The 22,425-nt window shown below is 37.7% G+C and carries 23 protein-coding genes; 8 read left to right on the top strand and 15 right to left on the bottom strand.

Annotation, left to right across the window (positions count from 1 at the left end; all coding sequences use genetic code 11):
• Window positions 1-306: 306 nt before the first annotated feature.
• The 3 genes from AC6CH1_RS15100 to AC6CH1_RS15090 all read right to left on the bottom strand — a co-directional run bounded on the left by AC6CH1_RS15100 (window position 307) and on the right by AC6CH1_RS15090 (window position 4,625).
• Window positions 307-1,635 carry an ABC transporter permease gene (locus AC6CH1_RS15100; RefSeq protein WP_498318285.1) on the bottom strand — a complete coding sequence of 443 codons (1,329 nt, stop codon included), beginning with the start codon at window positions 1,633-1,635 and terminating at the stop codon, window positions 307-309.
• Window positions 1,625-2,323 carry an ABC transporter ATP-binding protein gene (locus AC6CH1_RS15095; protein WP_251690608.1) on the bottom strand — a complete coding sequence of 233 codons (699 nt, stop codon included), beginning with the start codon at window positions 2,321-2,323 and terminating at the stop codon, window positions 1,625-1,627. The genes AC6CH1_RS15100 and AC6CH1_RS15095 overlap by 11 nt, the downstream gene beginning before the upstream one ends.
• Window positions 2,324-2,492: 169 nt before the next feature.
• Window positions 2,493-4,625: a beta-propeller domain-containing protein gene (locus AC6CH1_RS15090; protein WP_498318283.1), complete on the bottom strand. Its 2,133-nt coding sequence runs from the start codon at window positions 4,623-4,625 to the stop codon at window positions 2,493-2,495.
• Between the two features lie 255 nt (window positions 4,626-4,880).
• On the opposite strand from AC6CH1_RS15090, the gene AC6CH1_RS15085 reads away from it, so the two are divergent.
• Window positions 4,881-6,065: a YhgE/Pip domain-containing protein gene (locus tag AC6CH1_RS15085; RefSeq protein ID WP_498318281.1), complete on the top strand. Its 1,185-nt coding sequence runs from the start codon at window positions 4,881-4,883 to the stop codon at window positions 6,063-6,065.
• A 98-nt stretch (window positions 6,066-6,163) separates the two neighbouring features.
• A complete protein-coding gene (locus AC6CH1_RS15080; protein ID WP_498318280.1) occupies window positions 6,164-6,703 on the top strand; it encodes a PadR family transcriptional regulator in 540 nt (179 codons plus the stop codon).
• Between the two features lie 73 nt (window positions 6,704-6,776).
• Here the strand turns inward: AC6CH1_RS15080 and AC6CH1_RS15075 are convergent, their stop codons facing one another.
• Both AC6CH1_RS15075 and AC6CH1_RS15070 read right to left on the bottom strand, forming a co-directional pair.
• Window positions 6,777-7,451 (bottom strand): serine/threonine protein kinase, encoded by a 675-nt coding sequence (locus tag AC6CH1_RS15075; RefSeq protein WP_251690604.1) that lies wholly within the window; start codon window positions 7,449-7,451, stop codon window positions 6,777-6,779.
• Window positions 7,452-7,696: 245 nt separating this feature from the next.
• Window positions 7,697-8,266, bottom strand: coding sequence for a YdhK family protein (locus AC6CH1_RS15070; RefSeq protein WP_498318278.1), 570 nt, complete (start codon window positions 8,264-8,266; stop codon window positions 7,697-7,699).
• Window positions 8,267-8,425: 159 nt separating this feature from the next.
• Here AC6CH1_RS15070 and AC6CH1_RS15065 point away from each other — a divergent pair, with 159 nt between their 5' ends.
• The gene (locus AC6CH1_RS15065; RefSeq protein ID WP_498318276.1) at window positions 8,426-8,752 is read left to right on the top strand and encodes a four-helix bundle copper-binding protein; all 327 of its coding nucleotides are present in this window, start codon (window positions 8,426-8,428) and stop codon (window positions 8,750-8,752) included.
• A gap of 53 nt (window positions 8,753-8,805) precedes the next feature.
• On the opposite strand, the gene AC6CH1_RS15060 is transcribed toward AC6CH1_RS15065, so the two are convergent.
• Together AC6CH1_RS15060 and AC6CH1_RS15055 are read right to left on the bottom strand one after the other, a co-directional pair.
• On the bottom strand, window positions 8,806-8,979 hold the full coding sequence (locus AC6CH1_RS15060) for a Fe3+ hydroxamate ABC transporter substrate-binding protein (protein WP_251690601.1): 174 nt from the start codon (window positions 8,977-8,979) through the stop codon (window positions 8,806-8,808).
• A gap of 69 nt (window positions 8,980-9,048) precedes the next feature.
• Window positions 9,049-9,912, bottom strand: coding sequence for an AraC family transcriptional regulator (locus tag AC6CH1_RS15055; RefSeq protein WP_498318274.1), 864 nt, complete (start codon window positions 9,910-9,912; stop codon window positions 9,049-9,051).
• Between the two features lie 199 nt (window positions 9,913-10,111).
• Between AC6CH1_RS15055 and AC6CH1_RS15050 the strand changes: the two genes are divergently transcribed.
• Genes AC6CH1_RS15050 through AC6CH1_RS15040 form a run of 3 tightly spaced genes read left to right on the top strand, consistent with a single transcriptional unit; the run spans window position 10,112 to window position 12,353 of the window.
• Window positions 10,112-10,897, top strand: a complete 786-nt coding sequence (locus tag AC6CH1_RS15050; protein WP_251690599.1) for a transporter substrate-binding domain-containing protein — start codon at window positions 10,112-10,114, stop codon at window positions 10,895-10,897.
• A gap of 34 nt (window positions 10,898-10,931) precedes the next feature.
• Entirely contained in the window at window positions 10,932-11,597 is a 666-nt protein-coding gene (locus AC6CH1_RS15045; protein ID WP_427711911.1) for an amino acid ABC transporter permease, read from the top strand.
• Between the two features lie 12 nt (window positions 11,598-11,609).
• A complete protein-coding gene (locus AC6CH1_RS15040) occupies window positions 11,610-12,353 on the top strand; it encodes an amino acid ABC transporter ATP-binding protein (protein ID WP_285848925.1) in 744 nt (247 codons plus the stop codon).
• Between the two features lie 59 nt (window positions 12,354-12,412).
• Here the strand turns inward: AC6CH1_RS15040 and AC6CH1_RS15035 are convergent, their stop codons facing one another.
• From AC6CH1_RS15035 to AC6CH1_RS15005, 7 genes are all read right to left on the bottom strand, one after another.
• A complete protein-coding gene (locus AC6CH1_RS15035) occupies window positions 12,413-12,694 on the bottom strand; it encodes a hypothetical protein (protein WP_498318271.1) in 282 nt (93 codons plus the stop codon).
• Window positions 12,695-13,408, bottom strand: coding sequence for a pirin family protein (locus AC6CH1_RS15030; RefSeq protein WP_498318269.1), 714 nt, complete (start codon window positions 13,406-13,408; stop codon window positions 12,695-12,697).
• A 213-nt stretch (window positions 13,409-13,621) separates the two neighbouring features.
• Complete coding sequence (locus tag AC6CH1_RS15025; protein WP_251690598.1) at window positions 13,622-14,410, bottom strand: FAD synthetase family protein; 789 nt, start codon at window positions 14,408-14,410, stop codon at window positions 13,622-13,624.
• An 18-nt stretch (window positions 14,411-14,428) separates the two neighbouring features.
• A complete protein-coding gene (dmpG, locus tag AC6CH1_RS15020) occupies window positions 14,429-15,421 on the bottom strand; it encodes a 4-hydroxy-2-oxovalerate aldolase (protein WP_251690597.1) in 993 nt (330 codons plus the stop codon).
• The gene (locus AC6CH1_RS15015) at window positions 15,418-16,308 is read right to left on the bottom strand and encodes an acetaldehyde dehydrogenase (acetylating) (protein ID WP_498318267.1); all 891 of its coding nucleotides are present in this window, start codon (window positions 16,306-16,308) and stop codon (window positions 15,418-15,420) included. The genes dmpG and AC6CH1_RS15015 overlap by 4 nt, the downstream gene beginning before the upstream one ends.
• Window positions 16,305-17,099, bottom strand: coding sequence for a 2-keto-4-pentenoate hydratase (locus tag AC6CH1_RS15010; protein ID WP_498318265.1), 795 nt, complete (start codon window positions 17,097-17,099; stop codon window positions 16,305-16,307). The genes AC6CH1_RS15015 and AC6CH1_RS15010 overlap by 4 nt, the downstream gene beginning before the upstream one ends.
• 14 nt (window positions 17,100-17,113) lie before the next feature.
• Window positions 17,114-17,587: a flavin reductase family protein gene (locus AC6CH1_RS15005; RefSeq protein ID WP_498318263.1), complete on the bottom strand. Its 474-nt coding sequence runs from the start codon at window positions 17,585-17,587 to the stop codon at window positions 17,114-17,116.
• Between the two features lie 557 nt (window positions 17,588-18,144).
• Here AC6CH1_RS15005 and AC6CH1_RS15000 point away from each other — a divergent pair.
• Window positions 18,145-19,437, top strand: a complete 1,293-nt coding sequence (locus AC6CH1_RS15000) for an MFS transporter (RefSeq protein ID WP_251690593.1) — start codon at window positions 18,145-18,147, stop codon at window positions 19,435-19,437.
• Between the two features lie 105 nt (window positions 19,438-19,542).
• Here AC6CH1_RS15000 and AC6CH1_RS14995 read toward each other — a convergent pair whose 3' ends face one another.
• Window positions 19,543-21,348, bottom strand: a complete 1,806-nt coding sequence (locus AC6CH1_RS14995) for a V4R domain-containing protein (RefSeq protein ID WP_427711897.1) — start codon at window positions 21,346-21,348, stop codon at window positions 19,543-19,545.
• A 176-nt stretch (window positions 21,349-21,524) separates the two neighbouring features.
• Here AC6CH1_RS14995 and AC6CH1_RS14990 point away from each other — a divergent pair, with 176 nt between their 5' ends.
• A complete protein-coding gene (locus AC6CH1_RS14990) occupies window positions 21,525-22,421 on the top strand; it encodes an alpha/beta fold hydrolase (RefSeq protein WP_427711895.1) in 897 nt (298 codons plus the stop codon).
• Window positions 22,422-22,425 lie beyond the last annotated feature (4 nt).

Here is a 22,425-nt window from a genome sequence, read left to right as displayed (position 1 = left end):
TTATACGGAAGAACTGCTGAGCGTTGTAATAGCAGATATTCGGGTAAGCATTTAAAAAGAGGTGTTCTTGATGCTAGTGCATTGGCCATCACCTGCAAATGAGTTGCAACCGACCTGCATTGAATAAGTATTATACGGGTTTACTCTAACACTTTCTACTGTTCATCAATCTGCTTCCTATCCACAACATATCTCCTGAGAATTTAAAAAGACCAAACATATTCATCAACTAAAATATGTTTGGCCATTAAATTTATTTATTTTATTAATCTTAATGTACTTATTTTACAACGGCATATAGTTTTTTTATAATTCCTGTCTTAACGCCTGCATTACTTCAATTTTCGTTGCTTTACGTGCCGGTCGCAAACCTGAAATCATCGCCACGCCGATACTGATCGCAGCAGCAATCACTACGAGCTGCCATGGGATCGCTGAGAATTGTACATTGTTGAATCCATCTTCTCCTGTTGCTGCCTTTAAAATAAGCGGCAATAGCGCATTCGATGCAAAGCTTACAATATATGAAATTGCAATTGCAAGAACTGTCCCAATAACTCCGATAAACGCACTTTCCATTAAAAACAGTCGTTGAATCAGTTTTGGGCTGGCTCCAATTGCTTTTAATACACCAATCTCACGCGTACGTTCTGTCACCGCCATTGTCATCGTATTGAAAATTCCGATGGATGCGATCAGTACTGCGATTGTTCCAACAAAAACAAGTCCTGCTTTCAATACTAGGAAAAAGACATTTAACTCATCCAGCTGTTCAGTAACGGAATACACACCGTAGCCTTTTCCGCGTAGCTCTTCTAAAATCGGCTTTACATATTCCAAGCTTTTTGCATAAATATCGAAGCGTTCAGAAAACAGCTGAAAATCGCTAGCTACCTCTACATCAGCAATTACTTGGCTATACATATCTTCAATTACTTCACGTTGCTCATCCATCATATAAATTCTGTTTTCAGTTGCCCATTCGTATGACGGCTTTGGCATAACACCGACAATCGTATACGTCATACGCTCTGACAGTACATCCGGCTGTTCATGTGTACTTAGAGCAATCTCCACTTCCTTGCCGATAAGCGACTCCTTGTACCCTTCTTCAGCACCGTCGTAATAAGTGCCTTCCGCTTCTGCTGCCTTTGATTTTTCCTCAATTAATTTGCGGTCCGCTTCATTCAATAATGATTGGCCGAAATGATAACCAACAATAATTTCTCTTTCGTTTTCAGGATATTTTCCTTCCGATAACGGTTTCGCTACCGATGCATAATCAGTAAAGTCCACTAAACGTATTGATGTAAACGTATCACGGTCCCCCATATAGCCTGCTACATTAGCATCCACACTTGTTGTTTTTAACACCGTTTGTACATTTTCTACCGCTTCAATATCTGCTACTTCCTCTTCTGTAAACAGTGCTTGGCTGCCAAGCACTTCTATTTGGGTCACCGTTTCACTCGATAGAATCTCATCTTCAATTGAATCCTGTAATCCAAAGCCGATTGAGGCAAGCACAATTAAAAACGCACAGCCCATTGTTGCGGCAAGTACTGTCATAAATACTCTCAGCTTATTTTTCTTAATATGCTGCATCACAAAATTTACCTGATCTTTAAATAGCATTGTGTTCCCCTTCTTTCACTAATTGACCGTCATGCATGCGGAAGCGCTTGTCCGCAATCATCGCTACTTCCTCATCATGCGTAATAATAATAAATGTTAAATCCAATTCGCGGTTCAGCTGCTGAATAAGCATTAAAATATCCTGCTCTGTCTCTGAATCGAGGCTTCCTGTCGGCTCATCGGCCAATAAAATCGGTGCATTGGTCACAAGGGCACGCGCAATACTAACCCGCTGTTGTTGCCCGCCTGATAGTTCATTCGGATAATGGTCCGTCACCTCAGTTAACCCGACTTTTTTCATGATCACTTCAACCCTTTTTCTGCGCTCAGATACGTTCATCCCTTGCAGTTTTAAAGGCAATTCAATATTTTCAAATGCCGTCAGACTTGGCATGAGCTGAAAGTTTTGAAAAATAAAGCCGAAGTTTTCTAAACGGAATTTTGCACTCTGAATTTCATTAAATGCCGCAATTTCCTGTGCGTTTACTACAATCGAACCGTGTTCCGGCTTCATAAAGCCTGCCAAAATCTGAAGCAGTGTCGATTTACCCGATCCGCTTTTCCCGACGACTGCCACGATTTCCCCCTTCTTAACATCAAATGATACATCTCTCAGTACCGGAACCTGTCTTTCCTTTCCGCGTTTACCGATGGAAAATGTATGTTGTAAGTTCGTTACTTTAATCATCATCGTTCACTCCTTTTCACTTAACTTCAGTGTAAAGGGCAAATCTTAATATTTAGAAAGGCTAAATATTAAGAAATTCTTAAGAAATCCTGAATACCCCCTTTAAGTTTTTTCAGGACATGAAAAAACCACAAGCACTGTTCCACCTGTGCTTGTGGTTGAATCTTTATTAGAAACCTACCATTTTTTGCTTTTCTAATGTTTTACCGTTGAAGCTCGTCACTTTTGAACGAGATACTGTAAATAGCTCATCATCAATATAAAGAAGACGCTGTACAACATTATACGAATCTTCATATTGTTCACCAGGACGTGCCTTTTCGATCATATCCGCTGCAAGCTCAATTCCTTTAGGTGTTACTTTGTAAATATGAGCACCTGTTCCTTCATATTTCAGCTGGTCTTCCTCATCTGTTGGCGAGTAAATCGTAACCGGGAAGCCGTAATAGTTTTGACGCGAATCTCTGAACAGTGCTTTATGGTCATACTGTACAGGTGAATAAGTACCGCGACCTCCTATTACAACCGCCTGCTGTTCTTTCGGGTTATTGAAATCCGTCACATCAAACAGGCTCAGTTTCATTCCTTTCGTATAGACAACCGGCTCTTTTGAACCTTCCTCCATCTTCACTTCCGTATCGTAACCAATACCTAACAAGTGATTTTCGCCAATTGGATGCAAGTAATTACTGAAGCCTGGAATTTTCAGCTCCCCTAACACTTTCGGCGCTGTCGGATTTTTCGTATCAATAACAAAGAGCGGGTCTGTTTCCTTAAATGTCACTAAATACGCTTTGTCTCCCATAAAGCGAGCAGAGTAAATGCGTTCCCCCTTCGCCAAACCCTTGACCGCACCTACTTGTTTTAAGTTTCCATCCAAAATGAAGAGATTATTTTTCGAATTGGCTGTTGTTCCCCATGCACTGCCTTCTGTAGTAGCGATACGGACATGCCCATCATGCTCATCCATTGAGAATTGATTTAATACAGAACCAGGAACTTTACCTTGTGCTGTCATTTTCACCGCTGTTTTATCAATAGAAATTTTATAAATATTCGTTTCATCGTTTTGGCTCACCGGCAATGTACTAGATACCGTGTCTTCAAGAGATGTACTTTCCATTACCGGTCCGAAACGATAATGATTCATCGATGCAATATAGATTGCGTTTTCTGACATGTACAATTGCCCACTATTACCTAGGAAGCTCTCTGTTTTCCATGCGTTCGACTTTACATTGCTCATATCAATTGCTGAAACGATCAAATAATTCGGTTCATTGCTTTCAGGCAACATGCGAATTTTATCAACCGGCATAACAGTTTCCTTTTCCCCATCGTACGTAGATGGACGAAGCTCTACATCCGGTGTTTCCTGCAGCAGCCAGTAGTTCGGCATACGACTTGATACAACATACAAATAGTTGCCTGCTTTACGGAGACTTGTAATATCCCCGTCATGCCCCACTTCGCGTACTAATGTAGGATTTTTTGCATCTTTCACATCATAGAAGGCAATTTTCGTAACAGATTTCCCGTCATAATACGGCTCTCTTTGTGTTTCCACATACTGTGTGTATCCGATAATTAATGTTTGATTATGCAGCATTAAATGCGATGGATAAATATCTTTGCCAACCTTTAAACGCTTTACTACACTCATAGTTTTAGCATCAACAATGACTACTTTATTGTCGACAATCGTATAAATCGATTGGCCGTCCGTAATTGTAATGTCACCTTCTTCAATCCCTTCAACCTGGTTGTTTGTTGTAGAGTGACTCGGCCCACCACTGCCTGAATCTTTGTTTTCCATCGACATCGCCGATTCTTCAACCACCATATCATTAAAGCGACTCGATACCGCATTTTCTTGTGCTACAAACGCCCTGAAGTAATCTTTTAAATCTTCTGTTGTAGTAAGTTTTTCCACTTTCCTTACAACTTCAAGTGCTACCGACTGTTCCTGCTGCAACTTTGCATTTTTCGCGTATGCGGTTTGCTTAATTTCGAGTGTGTACTTCCCTACGCTAAGCCCTTCGACAGATAAAGCAGTTCCGGCTTTATCAACTGAAAAGTTCACTTTAGCGTTATTGCCGTTTTCATCGACAACTATAATGGACCCATCTGTTAAACTTTTTTCCCTAATTGGCTGCTTTAACGTAATTGAATACGTTTCCCCTTCGAATAAAATACCCGTTGCCTGCACTTCCGTATTTTTAGCCAACATAAAATAACCGAGTGCCAAAACCGCTACAAGTGACGCGACAAGCCCTATACCGAAAAGTTTGCCGTTTTTCATGTAAACCCCTCCCTTTCCATACTTTGTATTGAATTAGACTGGAAAAGAGTGTAAAAGTTACAGAACTTTTAAAATTTTTATGACAGATATTTTCCATGGGTAAATTAAATGCTCTTTCTAACCGTTCACATTATCGTAATATTTCTGACCAACTTATTACTTTACAGATAAATCATTAATATTATAGAATACTAAAAGCAAAGTACTTTAATTAGAGTACTCAAATTAATGTTTGTATAAGAGAGGAAACAATACGTGAAATTTAAACAATTTTTAAAGTCACAAGGAGCAATTGCTTCTATTTTTATGGGAATATTTTATGCGGTAGCGATGCTCGGAATCTTTTTACCTGGATATACAGCAATACCCGGCAATATGGATGAATTAAAAATTGCCATCGTAAATGACGACAAAGGCGAAGCTGGCAATCAGATTGCAGGTCAGCTAGGTGAAAGCTTACCATTTAAGACAATCGAAACAGACTTAACAAATAAACAGGCTCTGAAAGATTTAGAGCACAATGAACTTGCATTAGTTATTCATATCCCTGAAAACTTTTCGGCGGATGCACAGAGCGGTAAAGGTACTAACATTGATTTCACAGTAAATGAAGCTTCATCAACAATGGTTTCATCTTCTATGTCATCTGTAGTTACTCAGATTAATAACGAATTAAGTGCAAATTTCTCACAGCAAACAGCTCAAGGCATTTTAATGAATTTTAACCTCCCTGAAGAACAGGCTGCTGAAATGGCTGCGCAAATCGAAAACAGCTACACTGGAAACTATGTCATTATGAATGATGTGCCAACGGGAATGCATAACAGTATGCTGCCAATGTTTTTAACAATGGCTTGTTATGTAGGTGCAATGATTGCAGGAATGCAGTTAGTCGGTTCATTTAAAGCGAGCCGTGGTAAAGCGAGCAAAACACGATTATTTATGTATGTACAATTGACTGCATTAATGATTGCAGTACTTTCAACTATTGCTTCATTAACTGTTGCCTTTTCAATTGCAGATGTCGACATGGCAGTATTGTTGCCTGTAGCCGGTCAGCAGATTTTATTGTATATGGCTGCATTTAATGTTTGTGCAATTCCAATATTTATCCTTGGTGAAGGCGGTATGATTCTTAACATTCCGATTCTGCTAATGCAAACATTGGCAAATGGCGCAACAATTCCACGTGATATGATGTACGCACCATATGAATGGTTCAGCTATATTACACCGATGTACCATTCGGTTCAATCATATTTAGCGATTATGTTCGGTTCGATCAGCCCTGGCCCTTACCTATGGGGATTAGCTGCAGTAGGTGTCGGAGCAATGCTTATTAATGTCCTTATTGTTTGGATCTTCCATAAGCCGCTGCCAGTTGATGCACCGGCTGAACAACCAGCTTCTTTAAAAAAAGCGGATGAAGTTATCGCATAACTTTGTTAAACTAAGGAAAAATACAACTCGTGCTATTTTCAGGCACGAGTTGTATTTATGTAGCGGAAATTAAAATGTATAAAGTATAGGAGAATACTATGTCCATCCAAATTTATATATTGAGCAAGTTAGCGAAAGAAAGCAGTTATCCATATAAACTAAAAAAAGAGCTGTCAGAACCGATTCCTTTTGATAAATTGGCGAACCTGACGGAAAGTAAGCTCTATTATCATTTCGAGTCTTTGACAAAACAAGGACTTATCGAGCCAACAGAGATTATTAAAGAAGATAACCGGCCGGATAAGCAAGTTTTCGCCATTACAGAACAGGGTCTTGCATTGCTTCCGAACAAAATTTATCAGCTTTTTGGAAAAGCCGATTCCCTTTCAGATACAATTGTAGGTTTAATGAATCTGGACTTTGTGGATCGTGCGAAAATCATTATAATTCTTGAAGAGAAATTAAAAAAGCTTGAAAAGAAAAGAGATTATATTACAAGTTTGAATATGCAAGTTAAGCTGGAAGGTTCTAAAAAAGAAGGTGGGGATTTTTTAACCGGCTATTTTACAAGTCGTTTTAATAATGAAGGTGAATGGATTTCTTCACTGATTGAAAAAGTACGAAATGGATCTATTTAAATAAGCCACGCATTCAGATGAATATATCATCAAAATGCGAGGCTTTTATTTGTATATTGGCATAAAAAACTTATCAATTTTTAAAGAAAAGTTTTAAAATAGGTGTTGTAATTTCTTCAAATGACAATGATTTCTTCCCTCGCCTGTTATACCACTTTCGAACGGTTTCAACTACCCCGATCGGCACGGATTTCCCGTCTATTAAATGATAGTATTGCTCATACCCTTTTTTTAAATGTTCCCATCGACAATCATTTCCTGACATCGTATACTCGGAAACATCGATTATTTTAGCTCTGCCGTTTTGCAGCAGTATATTTTTCAAATGAATATCACGCGGATTCAACCCCTTGCTGCGCGCATATTCTCTTGCTTCTTCGACATCATTTATCGCCTGTTCCGGAATATGGATGCCTTCAAGGATACATTCAAATAGCGTCTTCCCTTCCTCGTAACTTAATACGAGGCAATTGTCGTTCGAACCAAAACAGGTTGAAAAATAAGGCGAATTGCCTAACTTCCGGTAAACACTTTCTTCCACCATTACTTTGGCTGATTTATCTTTCGCATATAGTTTGAATGCATACGCCGGGGTGTGTTCGGACCAAAAAACTGCCGCGTCCGTCCCGATTCCTACACATTTCAAATTCTCTGCTTCACCAATAATCGTAACTGGCTCATTGTTCGGATTGGAAAATACATCTATTTTTGAGAGAGTTTCCATTACTTTTTCGAAGTCTTTTACCATATCATCTTTCCCTTCATCAGTGTTAAAAGAAAAATACATGATCCAATTACTTTTAAAGGGATTCTATATCGCTCATAATAAAATTCGTCTTTTTATATTCACTATATGTTTATTTATTGAGTTTAACATTAAATACGCTAGTTCATGTAATTTACCCGCTTTGTTCAATATGTAAAAAGCCCTTCACACCATTATGTGAAGGACCTTACCTATTTATTAACTAAGGCATAATTATTTTTCACAATTTATTCCACAGGGGAAAGTTCACTTTCTGTTACCCATTTATGATGCGTTACTTCCTCACCTGTTTCAGTATCTTTATAGCTCACCATATATACGGTCGTTTGCTCAGCCGAATCGATTGTAGCTGCCGCACCATCCATTCCGTCCATATGTTCCGCATTTAATACGACATCTTCACCGGAATTGACTGGTGCTTCTCCAGCGTCTTCAAGCTCTTCATGAATAACCCATTTGTGATCTTCAACTGGCTCGCCACCAGTTGTTGGAGTATACGTAACCATATAAACAGTTGTATCAAATGCTCCGGTAATGGTTGCCTTTGCGCCATTCATACCGCCCATATGATCGGCATTAATTATTGCTTCGCTGCCAACTGGATATGTAGGGTTTTCCGCATTCGCCAATCCTTCAGGTACTTCACCTGAACTTGAATGGTCCATTTGGGCGTGTTCCATATTTGAATGATCCATTTCTTCTATAGAGTTTGACTCTTCTTCATTTCCACCACAAGCCGCTAAAACGAGCGCTGTACTTAAAACGAGCGCACCTGTTACTAATCTCTTTTTTTTCATCGCTGCATTCTCCTTTTTTTAATTTTCTCCCCCAATTCATTATACCCCTACTAGGTGTTTAATAACCTTACAAATTTTTAAGAATCTATTGAGGTTAGTTTACTGGACACAATAACGGGAAAATTAGAAGTGTACAAACTTAACGAGGAGGAATGGGAAATGTCACATGAGCAACATCAACAATTGCTGCAAACTTTACATGAGTGTATGGCAGCATGCAACCACTGTTTTGACGCCTGCTTAAGAGAAGATCACGTTCAGATGATGACGGAATGTATCCGTTTGGACAGAGAATGTGCAGATATTTGCAACTACTTGGAACAGGCAATTTCTAGAGGTACCCCGTTTATTTCCGAGCTTGCTCCCGTTTGTGCAAAAATTTGTGAAGCATGCGGAAATGAATGCAAAAAACATGATCATGACCATTGCCAAAAGTGTGCGGAAGCGTGCTTTAAATGTGCAGAAGCATGTAAAAAAGTTGCCTGAACATACGAAAAGTTGCTCCAGTTTCATTTACCAATGGAGCAACTTTTCTTTGTTTAAATATTAATTTCCGTTGAGCACTTTTCACAAATAAATTTGCCTTCCAGATTCAAATAAGCTTTGATTTCCGTAAACCCTTTTCGCTTCGGATAACGCATTTGAACCAATACTGATTCATCGTCTTTAATTTCATTATCACATTTCATGCATTTTGGAATGATTAGGACCACTCTATCCCCTCCCACTACTTTATACTTCAGTTACACTTGTTCTACCTTAGTATAAGAATATCCTTCCTGTTATTTTTTCCGAACAGGAAGCCAAATTTCACTGTAAGCATAACCTTTTTTATTTTCATCCATTTTAGTAAACGAAAAAGTTGGTGCTTGGATAATTTCATAATCGGAAGTAGGAAGCCATTCCGAGTATGTTTTGGCCATTGTTTCTTGTAATGTGGCAGGAAACGGTCCTTCATTCGGAAATACCGCCCACGTACATGCTTCAACTCGCACCTTTTCTAATCGATCACTGACTTCAGTTTCAGTCGTTAAGACACCGATCATATGCGTTAACTCCCCTTCTTCTTTAAGGAAATTCTCATCAGCATGATAAGATGCATTCACAATTTCAAAGGGCTCTGTATTTTGCAGTGCGCGCATTTCTTTTCTTTGTTCTTCCGTTATGCTTTGGGCCAGCTTTACGATTTCCTGATTTACACCTTCAAACTGCATAGGTACACGTTTGCTTACCCCTGCTAAATTAAACGCTTTTTTATCTTCAATTCTCCATTCCATTGAAACTCCTCCTTTTACTGTAATAACGAATGTGAGTTTAGGAAATGACTTGCTTACTTTCTTTTTGATGACACATGATGGTAAGCAATCACACCATTTTTTAAATGCTCTAGTAAAACCGTCGACTGACTGGTAACCGTATTTAAACGCAACATCTGTTACCTTTTCTCCATTTATTAAATCCTTATTTGCTTCCGATAGTTTTCTGTTTTTAACATACTCATTTAAAGTCATCCCTGAAAGGTGAAAAAATACTGTTCTAAGGTGGTAATCGGAAACCCCGGCATACTGTGCAATACTTTCGAGAGACAAGTCCTCGGTTAAATGTTCTTCAATATATTCAATCACCTGATTTAATTCTTTTGGCAACATATCCCTCCTTCATGGATACATATTAGCAAAGCAATTATAAAAACACTCGACATTTTCAGCTGAAATAAATCGTTAGAATTTGTACAAATAATGACGCTTGTTGTTTATTAGAGGAATTAAAAGGGTATTCACACTTATTAGTAAGATACTTAGCAAAAAAGATTGTAGAAATACATGAGAGGAGTTGATACGTAATATGCGGTTGGAAAAAAAGTTAATATTGATATTCAGTTTTATCGCGGCCTGCTTCTTATCAGCTTGTGCGGAGAAGGAAAAGCTTGCCGACGGATCTGAACTGATACATAAAGATCAGTTTGTTTTTGCTGCATCTGGCGAGTTTAAACCATTTAGTTATGTAAATAATGAGGACCTTACGATGTCAGGCTTTGATATCGAAGTTGGCGAAGCGATCGCAAAAGAACTCGGTCTTGAACCGGTTCAAAAGCGTATCAAGTTTAAAGGTATAGTAGAAGGAGTCAAGACTGGCCGTGCAGATGTAGCTGTTGCCAGCCACACGATTAATCCACAGCGAAGCAAACATGTTGCTTTCTCTACCCCCTATTATTATTCTGGACCGCAGATTTTTACCCGACCAGAAAGTGAAATCAAAACTGTTGATGATTTAGACGGAAAGGAAGTCGCTGTAGCTAAAGGATCAACCTATGCTGATACAGCCTCCAGGTATACCGATAATGTTAAAACCTATGACAGTGACATCACTGCTTTGCAGGCGTTAAACAGCGGTCGTCATGATGCGGTAATCACCGATTTTGTTACCGGAAAAAATGCTGCAAAAGAAGGGTTTAAAGTTGAAGGTCAGCAGTTAATTGAACGCAGTGAACAAGCGATTGTACTGCCTCAAGATAACCCTAACCTATTAAAGCGAGTTAACGAGGCGCTGGAAAAACTCCGGGAAGATGGAACACTTACTCGGATTAGCATGAAGTATTTTGGTGAGGACATTACAAAAAAACCTGAATAATTCAATCCTCTAAATAAGAAAGGACGTAGGTACAGTGCCAAGTTTTTCACATTTTCTAGAAGTACTAGTAGATACAAAAGATATTTTCCTTAAAGCCATGCTCTTAACATTGGAGCTGACGGTTGTATCCATTTTAATCGGTATCGTCATCGGGCTTTTCTTTGCGTTAATGAAAATTTCTAAATTTAAAGTATTAGAACTCATTTCAGATATTTATGTCTTTTTAGTTCGCGGAACACCGCTAATAGTTCAAATCTTTATCCTCTACTTCGGACTAAGCGGAATTTTCCTTCTTCCCGATTTTTGGGCTGCATCACTTGCTTTGGCGCTTCATAATGGTGCATACATTTCTGAGATTCTTCGAGGTACTATCCAAGGAGTCGATAAAGGTCAGATGGAGGCAGGACGCTCTTTAGGGATGACCAAAGTTCTGACATTAAGAAGAATTATTCTTCCGCAGGCATTCCGCCGTGCCCTCCCGCCATTGGGCAACCAATTCATTATCGGTTTGAAAGATTCTTCGTTAGCCGCATTTATCTCGATGAATGAACTCTTTAATGTAGCGACAACGCTAGGATCTAATAACTTTGACGAAATGACCTATTTACTCATCGTAGCGATCTACTACTTAGTGTTAGTAGCATTATTAACATTCTTAGTAAACCGTTTCGAAAAGAGATTAGCAATTAGCGACAGGTAGGAGGCGTAAGCAATGGAAGCAAGAGAAATGATAAAAGTTAATCAATTAAATAAGTCATTTGGAGACTTACATGTATTAAAAAATATCGATATGACCGTTTTTGAAAGCGATGTTGTTTGTTTAATAGGATCGAGTGGCTCAGGAAAAAGTACTCTCCTCCGTTGTCTGAACTTTTTAGAAAGAAAAGATAGCGGCACTATTACTATCGGAGGCAAAGAAGTCGACCCTAAAAATGATAATCTTAACAACATAAGGGAAAAGGTGGGAATGGTATTTCAACATTTCAACTTATTCCCCCACAAAACTGTTTTGGAAAATATTATTGAAGCCCCGGTAATGGTTAAGGGCATTGACAAAAAGGAAGCTACTTCGAAAGCAAAACATCTCCTTGAAAAAGTCGGCTTGGAAGATAAGGCCGATGTTTACCCTAATAAACTATCTGGTGGGCAAAAGCAACGGGTAGCAATTGCCAGAGCACTTGCAATGGAACCGGACATCATGCTTTTCGATGAACCGACATCAGCACTTGATCCAGAACTTGTCGGAGAGGTTTTAACAACGATGAAAGAATTGGCTCAAGAAGGAATGACAATGGTTGTTGTTACCCATGAAATGGGCTTCGCTAGAGAAGTCGCTGATTGGATTGTGTATATGCATGATGGAGAAATTATCGAGCGCGGTGACGCTGAACAGTTTTTCAACCACCCGAAAGAAGATCGAACAAAAGAATTTCTAAAGACGACAATGCTGAAATAAATGAACGAGGGTCCTGTCTAAATAGTAGGCAGGACCCTCGTTTTTATTATCGTATATGATTACACCGGATAAACGGTCTTATGATCAGCCAAGATGATACATTTACTTTCATCCTCTAAGAAACGCACATCCCCTTCTGATGAATAAAACCATGTTTTTTGATTCTGGCTATCTTCTTCTACATAAAAAATATTGAGTTCATCTCGGAATTTCAATAACGTATTGGCGGTTTCCTGGTCAGCTTTAAATGAAATTTCCCAACTGTTTTCCACTGGTTTGATCTCATAATCTGTAGTTTTGCAAAATAGTCTGCTGCCGACAGTATGACGTACATATAGCATCTATCCTTCACCTCCAGGTAGATCGATTAAAAGGAAAAATGCATCCTGTTTTGCTTGTATTGTTAACGAATGGAGGTCGGTGATTCGTGCATCACCACGTCTTTGTAACATAACATCCCCATTTAGAGAAACTTCTCCTTCAATGACAAATACATAGATTTTTCGTCCTTGTTCTTGCTGAAAATGAATTTCTTTTTCCGCGTCTAATTTAGAAAGATATAGCGTTACGTCCTGATGAATCATCGCAACATTTTCCCCTGCATTATGAGAAACGACCGGTAACAATTCATTTCTTAACTTGTCAGGGTCAAACGTAATATCTTCATATGATGGTGTTAACTGCTTCTGATTTGGAAGAATCCATAATTGTAAAAAGTGAGTATCCTCAGCCTCTGTTGGATTTACCTCCGAATGAAGGACCCCCGTACCAGCTGTCATTCTTTGCACATTACCGTACTGAAGTGTTCCGACATTCCCCAAATTATCTTCATGCTTTAATTGCCCTTTTAATACAATCGATACAATTTCTGCATCCCTGTGTGGATGAATGCCAAACCCTTTGTTCGGTTTAACAATATCATCATTTAAAACACGCAATGGACCGAATTGGATATTTTCTTCATCATAATACGGACCAAATGAAAAACTAAAATGTGTTTCTTGCCATTCATTTTTTGCTGTAAAACGCTTAGTAGAAGGATTATGTACAATCACTCTGAATCACCTTTCCATCATCGAAATAATTTATCTTGAATTCAAGATAATTATACAGTAAATAAAAGGAATCTGCTATATATAGGCCATATTTATACGCTTAATATAGAAAATAAAAAAGCAGAACTATTATAAAGGTTCTGCAGAATTTTTTTATTTATCTAGGCGAATATATGAAGATGTGTATTACTTCTATTATATAAGGGGAAATAGTCAGCTTGATACAGAACTGAAATGATCAATCCACTGTATCGTTAATAAATTAGGCAATGTGGATATTTCATGGTGAATCTGAATATATTTTCTACACTTTACAGTCGCAACACATTCAATATAAGAGTGGCTATCTTCTATCAATACTTTATAATTGCCTATATCGGGCAGCGAATAATTCGGTAATAAACCATTGTTTTTACAATATTTAGTTTGATAAAAGTCGCCCAAAAGGCTTGGCATTTCATTCAGTTTCCGTTCTTTTAAATGTTTTCGTATTAAAGATGAACTGATTTTTTGATTATTCCATTTCAGTTCTTCTACAACAGTCAGTCCTACTTGCTGTTCGGCCGCATACACTGCTAACGTTTCAACCGTACCACTGGCTTTTGTTCCATATGTGTAGTCAAAACCGCAAATTATCTCTTTTGCATTTAAACCTATAATATAATCATTTAAGAAATCGTTAGCTTCAACTTTTGCTAATTTTTTTGTAAACTCTACAATATAAAAAATGTCTACTCCAAGATTTTTAAGTTTTTCAATCTTTTGATCTAGTGGTTCGAGATAGGAAACTTCTACGTCAGAAAATATCACACTTTTAGGATGCGGAAAAAAAGAGAGAACCGCCAATGATAGATTCTGTGCATTTGCTTTTTCTTTAGCTGTTTGTATTACTTTTTGATGCCCTAAGTGCACACCATCAAAATAACCAAGTGCCATTGCAACATTGGGAGCTTGTTGTTTAATCTCTTGTAAGTTATTAGCATTCACATAGACTACCTTCATGCGATTCTCTCCTTTTTCTTATCTTGTTAGATTTTGTGCTACTTCATAAATTAAATCTTCTTGACCACCGACTGCTTTCATCTGTCCAATTTTCATTAAAAGATCCCGCTCATCGACACCGAATTGTTTTGCGGCCTTTTGTGCATGTAACAGGAAGCTTGAATAAACACCTGCATACCCTAAAGTTAAACTACTACTAGTTATTTCTTGCGGTTGTTGCATGAGCGGTGCAATTACATCATTTGCTAAATCCATTAATTTATACAAATCAATACCCGTCTCATAACCTAGTCGTTCTAAAACCGCTACCATCACTTCTGTTTGCGTATTACCTGCACCAGCACCTAATGCACGAAGACTTCCATCAACATAAGTTGCTCCAGCTTCTACCGCTGCAACTGTGTTCGCCATTGCCATCGATAAATTATTATGGGCATGAAAACCAATATCACACTGTAAATTTTGCTTAAGCGCCTTAATTTTTTCCGTTACATCATTAGGCAACATCGCTCCTGCAGAATCCGTTACATACACAATTTCTGCTCCATAGCTTTCAAATAACTTTGCTTGCTCTACAACTTTTTCAACACTTGCCATATGGCTCATCATTAAAAATCCGGCAGTTTTCAATCCTAGGTTCCGTGCTAGTTCGATATGTTGTGCCGCTACATCTGCTTCGGTTACATGAGTTGCTACACGAACCATTTTCGCTCCTAATTTTGATGCATTTTCCAAATCTTTTTTTGTACCGATTCCCGGAATCAATAACACGGCAACTTCTGAAGTCGTACACTCTGAAACAGCAACTTCAATAAGCTTCAGTTCATCTGTTGTAGACAAACCGTACTGTAATGAAGAGCCTCCTAAACCATCTCCATGTGAAACCTCAAAGTAGCGAACACCCGCTGCATTTAAACCTTTTGCTGCAGCCCGGACCTGTTCTTCTGTAAATGAGTGACGCACAGAATGACTTCCATCTCTTAATGATACATCTAATATATTTAAGGTCATAAGATGACCTCCTTTTCACGTTGTAAATGGTGACGTGCCATTTCATTGCCAACTTGTACTGCGGCTGCCGTCATAATGTCCAAGTTACCAGCGTATGCAGGCAAATAGTCAGCTGCACCATTTACTTCAACAAATACAGATATTTTTTTGCCTTCAAAAATTGGTAATGCTTTTAATGTATATCCCGGTACATAAGACTGTACTTCCTTTACCATTTCCAGAATCGATTTTAGAATTGCTTCTTCATGGCCTTCTTTTTCTACTAAAACATGAATTGCATCACGCATAATAATCGGCGGTTCTGCAGGGTTTAATATGATAATGGCTTTCCCTCTTTTAGCGCCTCCAACTACTTCAATTGCTTTTGATGTTGTACTTGTGAATTCATCAATATTTGCTCTTGTACCTGGACCTGCAGAAAGGCTCGCAATCGTTGCGACAATTTCTGCATAGTCTACCGGTACAATACGGCTGATAGCATGAATTATCGGAATAGTAGCTTGACCGCCGCAAGTAACCATATTCACATTTGATTTTTCGATGTGTTCTTTTAAATTTACTGGCGGAACAGTAAATGGTCCAATTGCAGCTGGTGTTAAATCGATCACTTTCTTACCTTTAGCCGTTAATAAATCGCTATTATGCTTATGGGCATATGCACTTGTTGCATCATATACGATATCAACTAATTCAAGGCGTTCCATTAAGCCTTCAATTCCATTTGAAATAATATTGAAGCCGCGATTTTCCGCACGTTTTAATCCATCAGATTCCGGATCGATTCCTACCATAACACTCATTTCCAATAATGGACTGCGCTCAATTTTATACATCAAATCTGTTCCGATATTTCCAGATCCCAGAATTCCTACTTTGAGTTTTTTCATTTTTTCACCACTTCCTTCGAAATGATAGCGTTTACTTTTCCAAGTACACCAAAATCAGCCTCAAATTCATCGCCTGCTTCGAAGGGAACAGCTTTCGACAAAGCTCCTGATAAAACAAACATGCCTGGCTTAACAGAAATATCATATTCACTCAGTTCATTTGCTAACCATACTACTGCATTGAGCGGATTTCCTAATACAGCCGAACTTGTAGCTTCATCTAGAAATTCTCCATTTTTCTTTACAACCATTCGTATATTTGCAATATCCTCTATATCTTCAAGCAAAGTACGCTTTTTCCCTAAAATTGCTCCTGCCGATGAACCATTGTCTGCTACTGTATCTTCAAATTTTATTTTCCAGTCTGCAATACGGCTATCGATTACTTCTATTGCTGGTACAACATAAGAGGTTGCATCAATTACATCTTGCACCGTCACATTCGGTCCTTTTAATTCTTTATTTAAAATAAAAGCAACCTCAAACTCTACTTTTGGCTGAATAAATGAGTCAGTAGATAAACCTTCGAACTCATCATAAAGCATCGTATCTAGAATAAAACCGTAATCTGGCGTATAGACATTTAACATTTCCTGCATTGCTTTACTTGTTAGACCAATTTTCAGTCCTTCTATCTTCGCGCCGTCGTTAACTTTTTGGCGAATTTGCGTTAATTGTACCGAATACGCATCAGCCACTGTAATATTTCCATAAGTTTCTGTTAATGGTGCAATCGGCTGTTTTGTAAGTTCCGCCTCTGCCAATGCTTTAGCCATTGTTTGTATATTCATAGATTACTCCCCCTTTATGACTCTACCGTTTCCAATTCAGTTAGTTTGCGATACTTGCCACCAAAGAATAACAAAGGATCTTTTTCTTCAAGGCGTAAATCTACTACTTTACCGATGAATAATGTATGGTCCCCTTCAACGTGCTCCGATACAACTTCACATGTGAGTTGAGCAATAGCTCCTTTCAATACCGGTTGCTCAGCTAACATTTCAAATTCAACTGCTTCTCCCGGTCTGCCAGCAAAATGGCGTGAATAATGCTCTTGATCTTCAGCTAATATGTTTACTGTATATTTTTTAGATTGTGATACTTTCTCTAAAAATTTCGCCTTCTCACCAATTGAAATTACAACAAGCTTTGGGCTCAATGAAACTGACATGAAACCGTTCGCTGTCATACCATGAATTTCTCCATCATTTTCTGTCAATAAAACTGTTACTCCTGTAGCAAACTTCCCCATTGCATCTCTAAATAGACGATCATCCATCTCCATTCCTCCATCCATAACTGATTAATTCAATCATAAAGGAGTCAATTTAAAATTATCATTACGTTTTTTATTGAAAATTCTGATAAAAACAATAAAAATTACATGTTACTTCATTTGTAAGGTTTATGGATAATTTTAGTTTAAATTTCAGCTTTATCAGTATTTGATGCGTTCATTAATCGAGAAAATATTATTCATTTTTCTCTAAAAATTGTTTCTTATTTTCTCGAAAATACATTTCGGCGTTATTTTTTTATCTTGTAAAACTATTTTTTTTCAAATAAAATTCTTTTCATGAAAGGTTCGGATCCGGATTTTTCTTTTGGACACATATAGAGGTGCCCGAAAATTTTGAAGAAAATACAAGCATTTGAAGTGTTTTGTAAACGCTATCACTTGTCTAGTATTAACCGGAAAGATGAAAATGACCTCATTTTTAGTTCAATATGAGGGCGAATGGAGGTGGGAAATTATCCTAGCAGTTTATCGGATTTACTAGTGTTTTGTCTGTTAACAAGGTGATGGAAAATAAGACAATACAAGGGGGATTTAACATGCGTTGGGTTGTATTAGGATTTTTATTCTTACTCTCTGTTTTAAACTATACGGATAAATCTGTTCTAGGATTAGCTGCGGAACCAATAATGTCCGAGCTAAATTTAACTTACGATCAGTTTGGACTAGTCGGAAGCAGCTTCTTTGCTGCATATGCTATCGGAAGTATTGTTTTAGGTACATTAACGTATCGCTTCAACTCGAAATACCTTCTAATGATGATTGCTGCTGGATGGACGGTTTCATTAGCAAGTGCTTATTTTGTAGAAACATTAACACAATTAGTTATTCTTCGTGTTGTTTTAGGTTTCTTTGAAGGTAGTACGCTTAGTATGTGTCTCGTCCATCTTGCACGATGGTTTAATAGTTCACAACGAGGGCTCGCTACTGCTATTATGACTTCTGGTACAACAGTTGGTACGTATTTAGCTGCACCCCTGTTAGTTATGGGGATTACAAACTTTGGCTGGCAACATACATTCGCATTGTTGGGGGTAGCAAGCTTGATATGGGCAATCTCCTTCTTCTTTATGAGAGACGAGCCAAAGCAACCATTAGTAGAAGATGTTAAATCTTTAGCTTCAAACAAAGAAGTACCATTCAAACATATTTTGAAAGTATTCATTAACCCTTATGTATTATCAATTTTAGTTGTAGGTTTCGTATCAATGTGGATCACTACTTGGGTGCTTACTTGGGCACCTACTTACCTAACTCAGATTGTTGGCCTTAAGCCGCAAGATATGAGTCTAATATTCGCTGGGATGGGTATTGCAGGGACAATATTTGCAATTTGCGCAGGTAAATTTACAGACTTTTTATTTAAGAGAAACAAAAGTCTCATTAAATCATATGACCGTGTATTAGTTACCGTATTAATTGTTGGTGCAGCTGCATATGCGATGACAACTATTGTATCTTCTCCCATTTTAGCATGCGTTTTCTTAGGCATTGGTTTAATTATGAATACAAGTTTACTGCCATTGAATGCTGCGATTAAGACACTAATCATTCCGAAAAATTTAGTAGGATCTATAACTGGTATTTCATTGTCTATCTCTAGTATGGCAGGAATCATAGGACCTTGGATAACTGGCTACTTAATTACAATTGCAGGGGATGATGTCCGCTCTGGCTTTAATGCAGGGGTAATTGTTATCGTTAGTTTATATGTTGCAACTGCAATCGTGCTGCTAGCTACACGTAAATTAAAAATTACAGCTACCGAAAAAGAAAATGAAAGCCGAATTGCTGAAGAACAGGCAAAATTGGAAGTCGCTATAGATCAATAAAGTATTCTAGACATATCAGATAAAAAAAGACTGTAAATAAACTCAAAAATGAGTTTCATTTACAGTCTTTTTTACTGAACAGTTACTAAATAATTGATTTCGTTTTTATCGTTCAAATTCTTCAAAATTCAAGGAATCTGACAGTATTAAAGCCTGAATGACTAATAAAGTATAGGCTGCAGTTGAAGCATTTTTCAGGGAAATTTGTAGTTGATCCTCGATTTGTTTTATACGATATTGAATACCACCAATCGATAATGCCAATTCATCCATTGTTTCCTTTAAGCGTTGACTGTTTAATAAATAAACGTAAAGAGTATGCAATAATTCCTTTTTGCGGGAATCCTCAAAATTATATAACTCTTTCAACGTCTTTTTCGCCATTTCATGTAACTGCTCAACGCTCATATGTTTTACAATATCACCCAGCATTCCTAAATGCTCGTATGTTGTTAGTAGCTTTTGGTTTGGGAAGCGCTGTGCTGTACGTGCTTCTTGCAAAGAGCCTTCGAAATCTTTAAAGTTACTGAATGTTCTACTAAGACCTATTGAGTATTTATACTCACTATTTTGTTTTTCCATTTTATTAAATATTTTTGTTATTTTCTTTTCCCAGCCCTGCTTGTCACTACTTAGTGAATTGAGGATTGCAATATCTTCACCAAGTACTGCAAAAATACAAGGCAAATCCCACTCTTTTGCCAGCATTGACAGCTGTGTTAGCTGATCATGAATGTCAATAATCTCATTGTTTTTCTTTTTCTTTTTTACACTAATAATCCCTGTTGAAAATGGTGGCTGAAATTTAAAGGGTAAGAATTTATAGTAAGATTCAATATCCTTAATATTACGATTGTGGATTAAGCGTTCCAATAACGAACTGCGCATACGTTGCTGTTCTTCAAACTGTGCCTCTTCGTATAAAATGCATAATGCTACAACTGTGGAAATACGTTCTAAAAATAAATGGTCATTCTCCTCTATATGATTTTCACCAAAGTAAAAAAGTGAACAAGTAGCATAGTTTCTTTTATTTATCAGAACAGGCGCTGTCAGCTTCCAGTATTGATCCCCTTTATACTGTGAAATATTGTGTTTACTATTGAACTCCGATAATTTCACCTTATCTTTTTTTATTGAAAGTTTCTGTTCTTCATTAAAACCTATTTCGCATAACGGATTACCGTGAATATCTTCAATTAAAATCGGAATGTTCAACAAGTCATAAGCAGTCTCTATAATTTCATTCAATGAATGTTTTTCAGTTACTTTTTGCGTGAGTTGACCGTGAAACTTTGATATTTTTTCAAGCACTTGTTTATGATGCAGAAGTGAATCATATGTCATTTCGAGCTCTGATAAAATATTATCATTTTGATAAAGGTTGATCAGTTCTTCTTCCTCTTCCATCCAGTCACGTTCCAGACGAACTTTAAATTCACAGCATGGATCCCCCTTTGCTACGCACTTATATTCAATAGCAATAATTGACTCCCCAAATTCATATGTCAATGCACCACTCGCAAAACCGCATAGCATATGACAAACACATTCATCTGCCAGACCGTAATTTTTAAGATGCAGTGCTGCTTCAAATGATTCTACCCATTGTCCCCATGTATTATTACATTCAATCGTGCCGTCCGGGTGAGCTATAATTTCCCCCATGAAAATAACATCTTTAACATGACCTAAGCGCGAATGTCTTTTACCGACAAGATCTTTGGAACCTTTATTTTGAAGAGTATTTTTTGCAGATTCCATCCCAAATTCTTTGCCAAAACGGAATAAAAAGCCTTTCGTTTTATGGGAACCAATATTGTTAACTAAATTGTTTTTTAATGTGTGGAAGGCATTTGCCGACATTAAAATATCTTTTGTTTTACTAGAATCGAATGCAATTTCACTCATTAAATTCACTTCCCCTTTGATTTTCTATTCCCCATATTACAAAAATAAAATTTGTTTTTCAATAAATTTTAAAGATTCTAACTATTCATTCAATAAAAATCACTATAACTTTTAAATTTTTTTACAGGTATACTCAAAGCAGAAAATACTACTTATCATCACAAGGAGGTAAAACAATGACAATTTTTGAAGGATTTCATAATAGTTACGTATTAGCAAATGGTGTACGTACGCACTATTCTTGGGCCGGAACAGAAGGACCAGCAGTGATATTACTACACGGAGCAGGACCGGGGGCTTGTGGCGCAGCCGGATGGCGTTTTATGCTGCCAGCTCTTGCAAAAGCAGGGTTCCGCGCATATGCAATCGATCAATTATCAATGGGGTTCACAGATGTACGCCCTCATGCATGGCCTGTAAACGGACATCAAAGTTTAGTAGATCATGTACATGATTTTATTGAAGCCTTGTGTCTGGATGAAGTATCACTTGTCGGTAACTCACAAGGAGCTTACGTTGCAGCTAAATATGCAATCGACCATCCTGAAAAGGTAAATAAAGTAGTTTATATCGGCAGTAATACCATTTATCAGGCAATGCAAGAAGTACCTGAAAGAAAGCTCCGTTCGTTCTTGGAAGTAATTGGTTACGATTATACCGAAGAATCGTTACGAAAATTTATGTATCGTAACTCAAATGAAGACACAGTCGTTCCGGAAGAGTTGATTCAGCTCCGTCATCAAGCCGCAACCCGCCCAGGCGTACGAGAATCTAATCAAGCATTTGACGCATACTTGGCAAGAATGAATGAGGAACCAAAACTTTGGGATCGCTACTGCATAAAAGATTCGTTACCAAAATTAAAAGTCCCTGGCTTATTTATCTGGGGGAACCAAGATGCTGTTGCACCAGTTGAGACAGGTTATAAACTCGAAAAATTGTTACCTAAAATTAAATTTGAATATATCGAAAACTGCGGTCACCAGGCACAAACTGACCAACCAGAAATCGTTAACAAACTTGTTATAGATTTTTTAGCAGTTGAAAAGGGACAAAAGGTTACAGCCCAATAAACTA

Source organism: Solibacillus sp. GQ1 (assembly GCF_059758555.1).
This window is presented reverse-complemented; position numbering and strand designations above follow the sequence as displayed.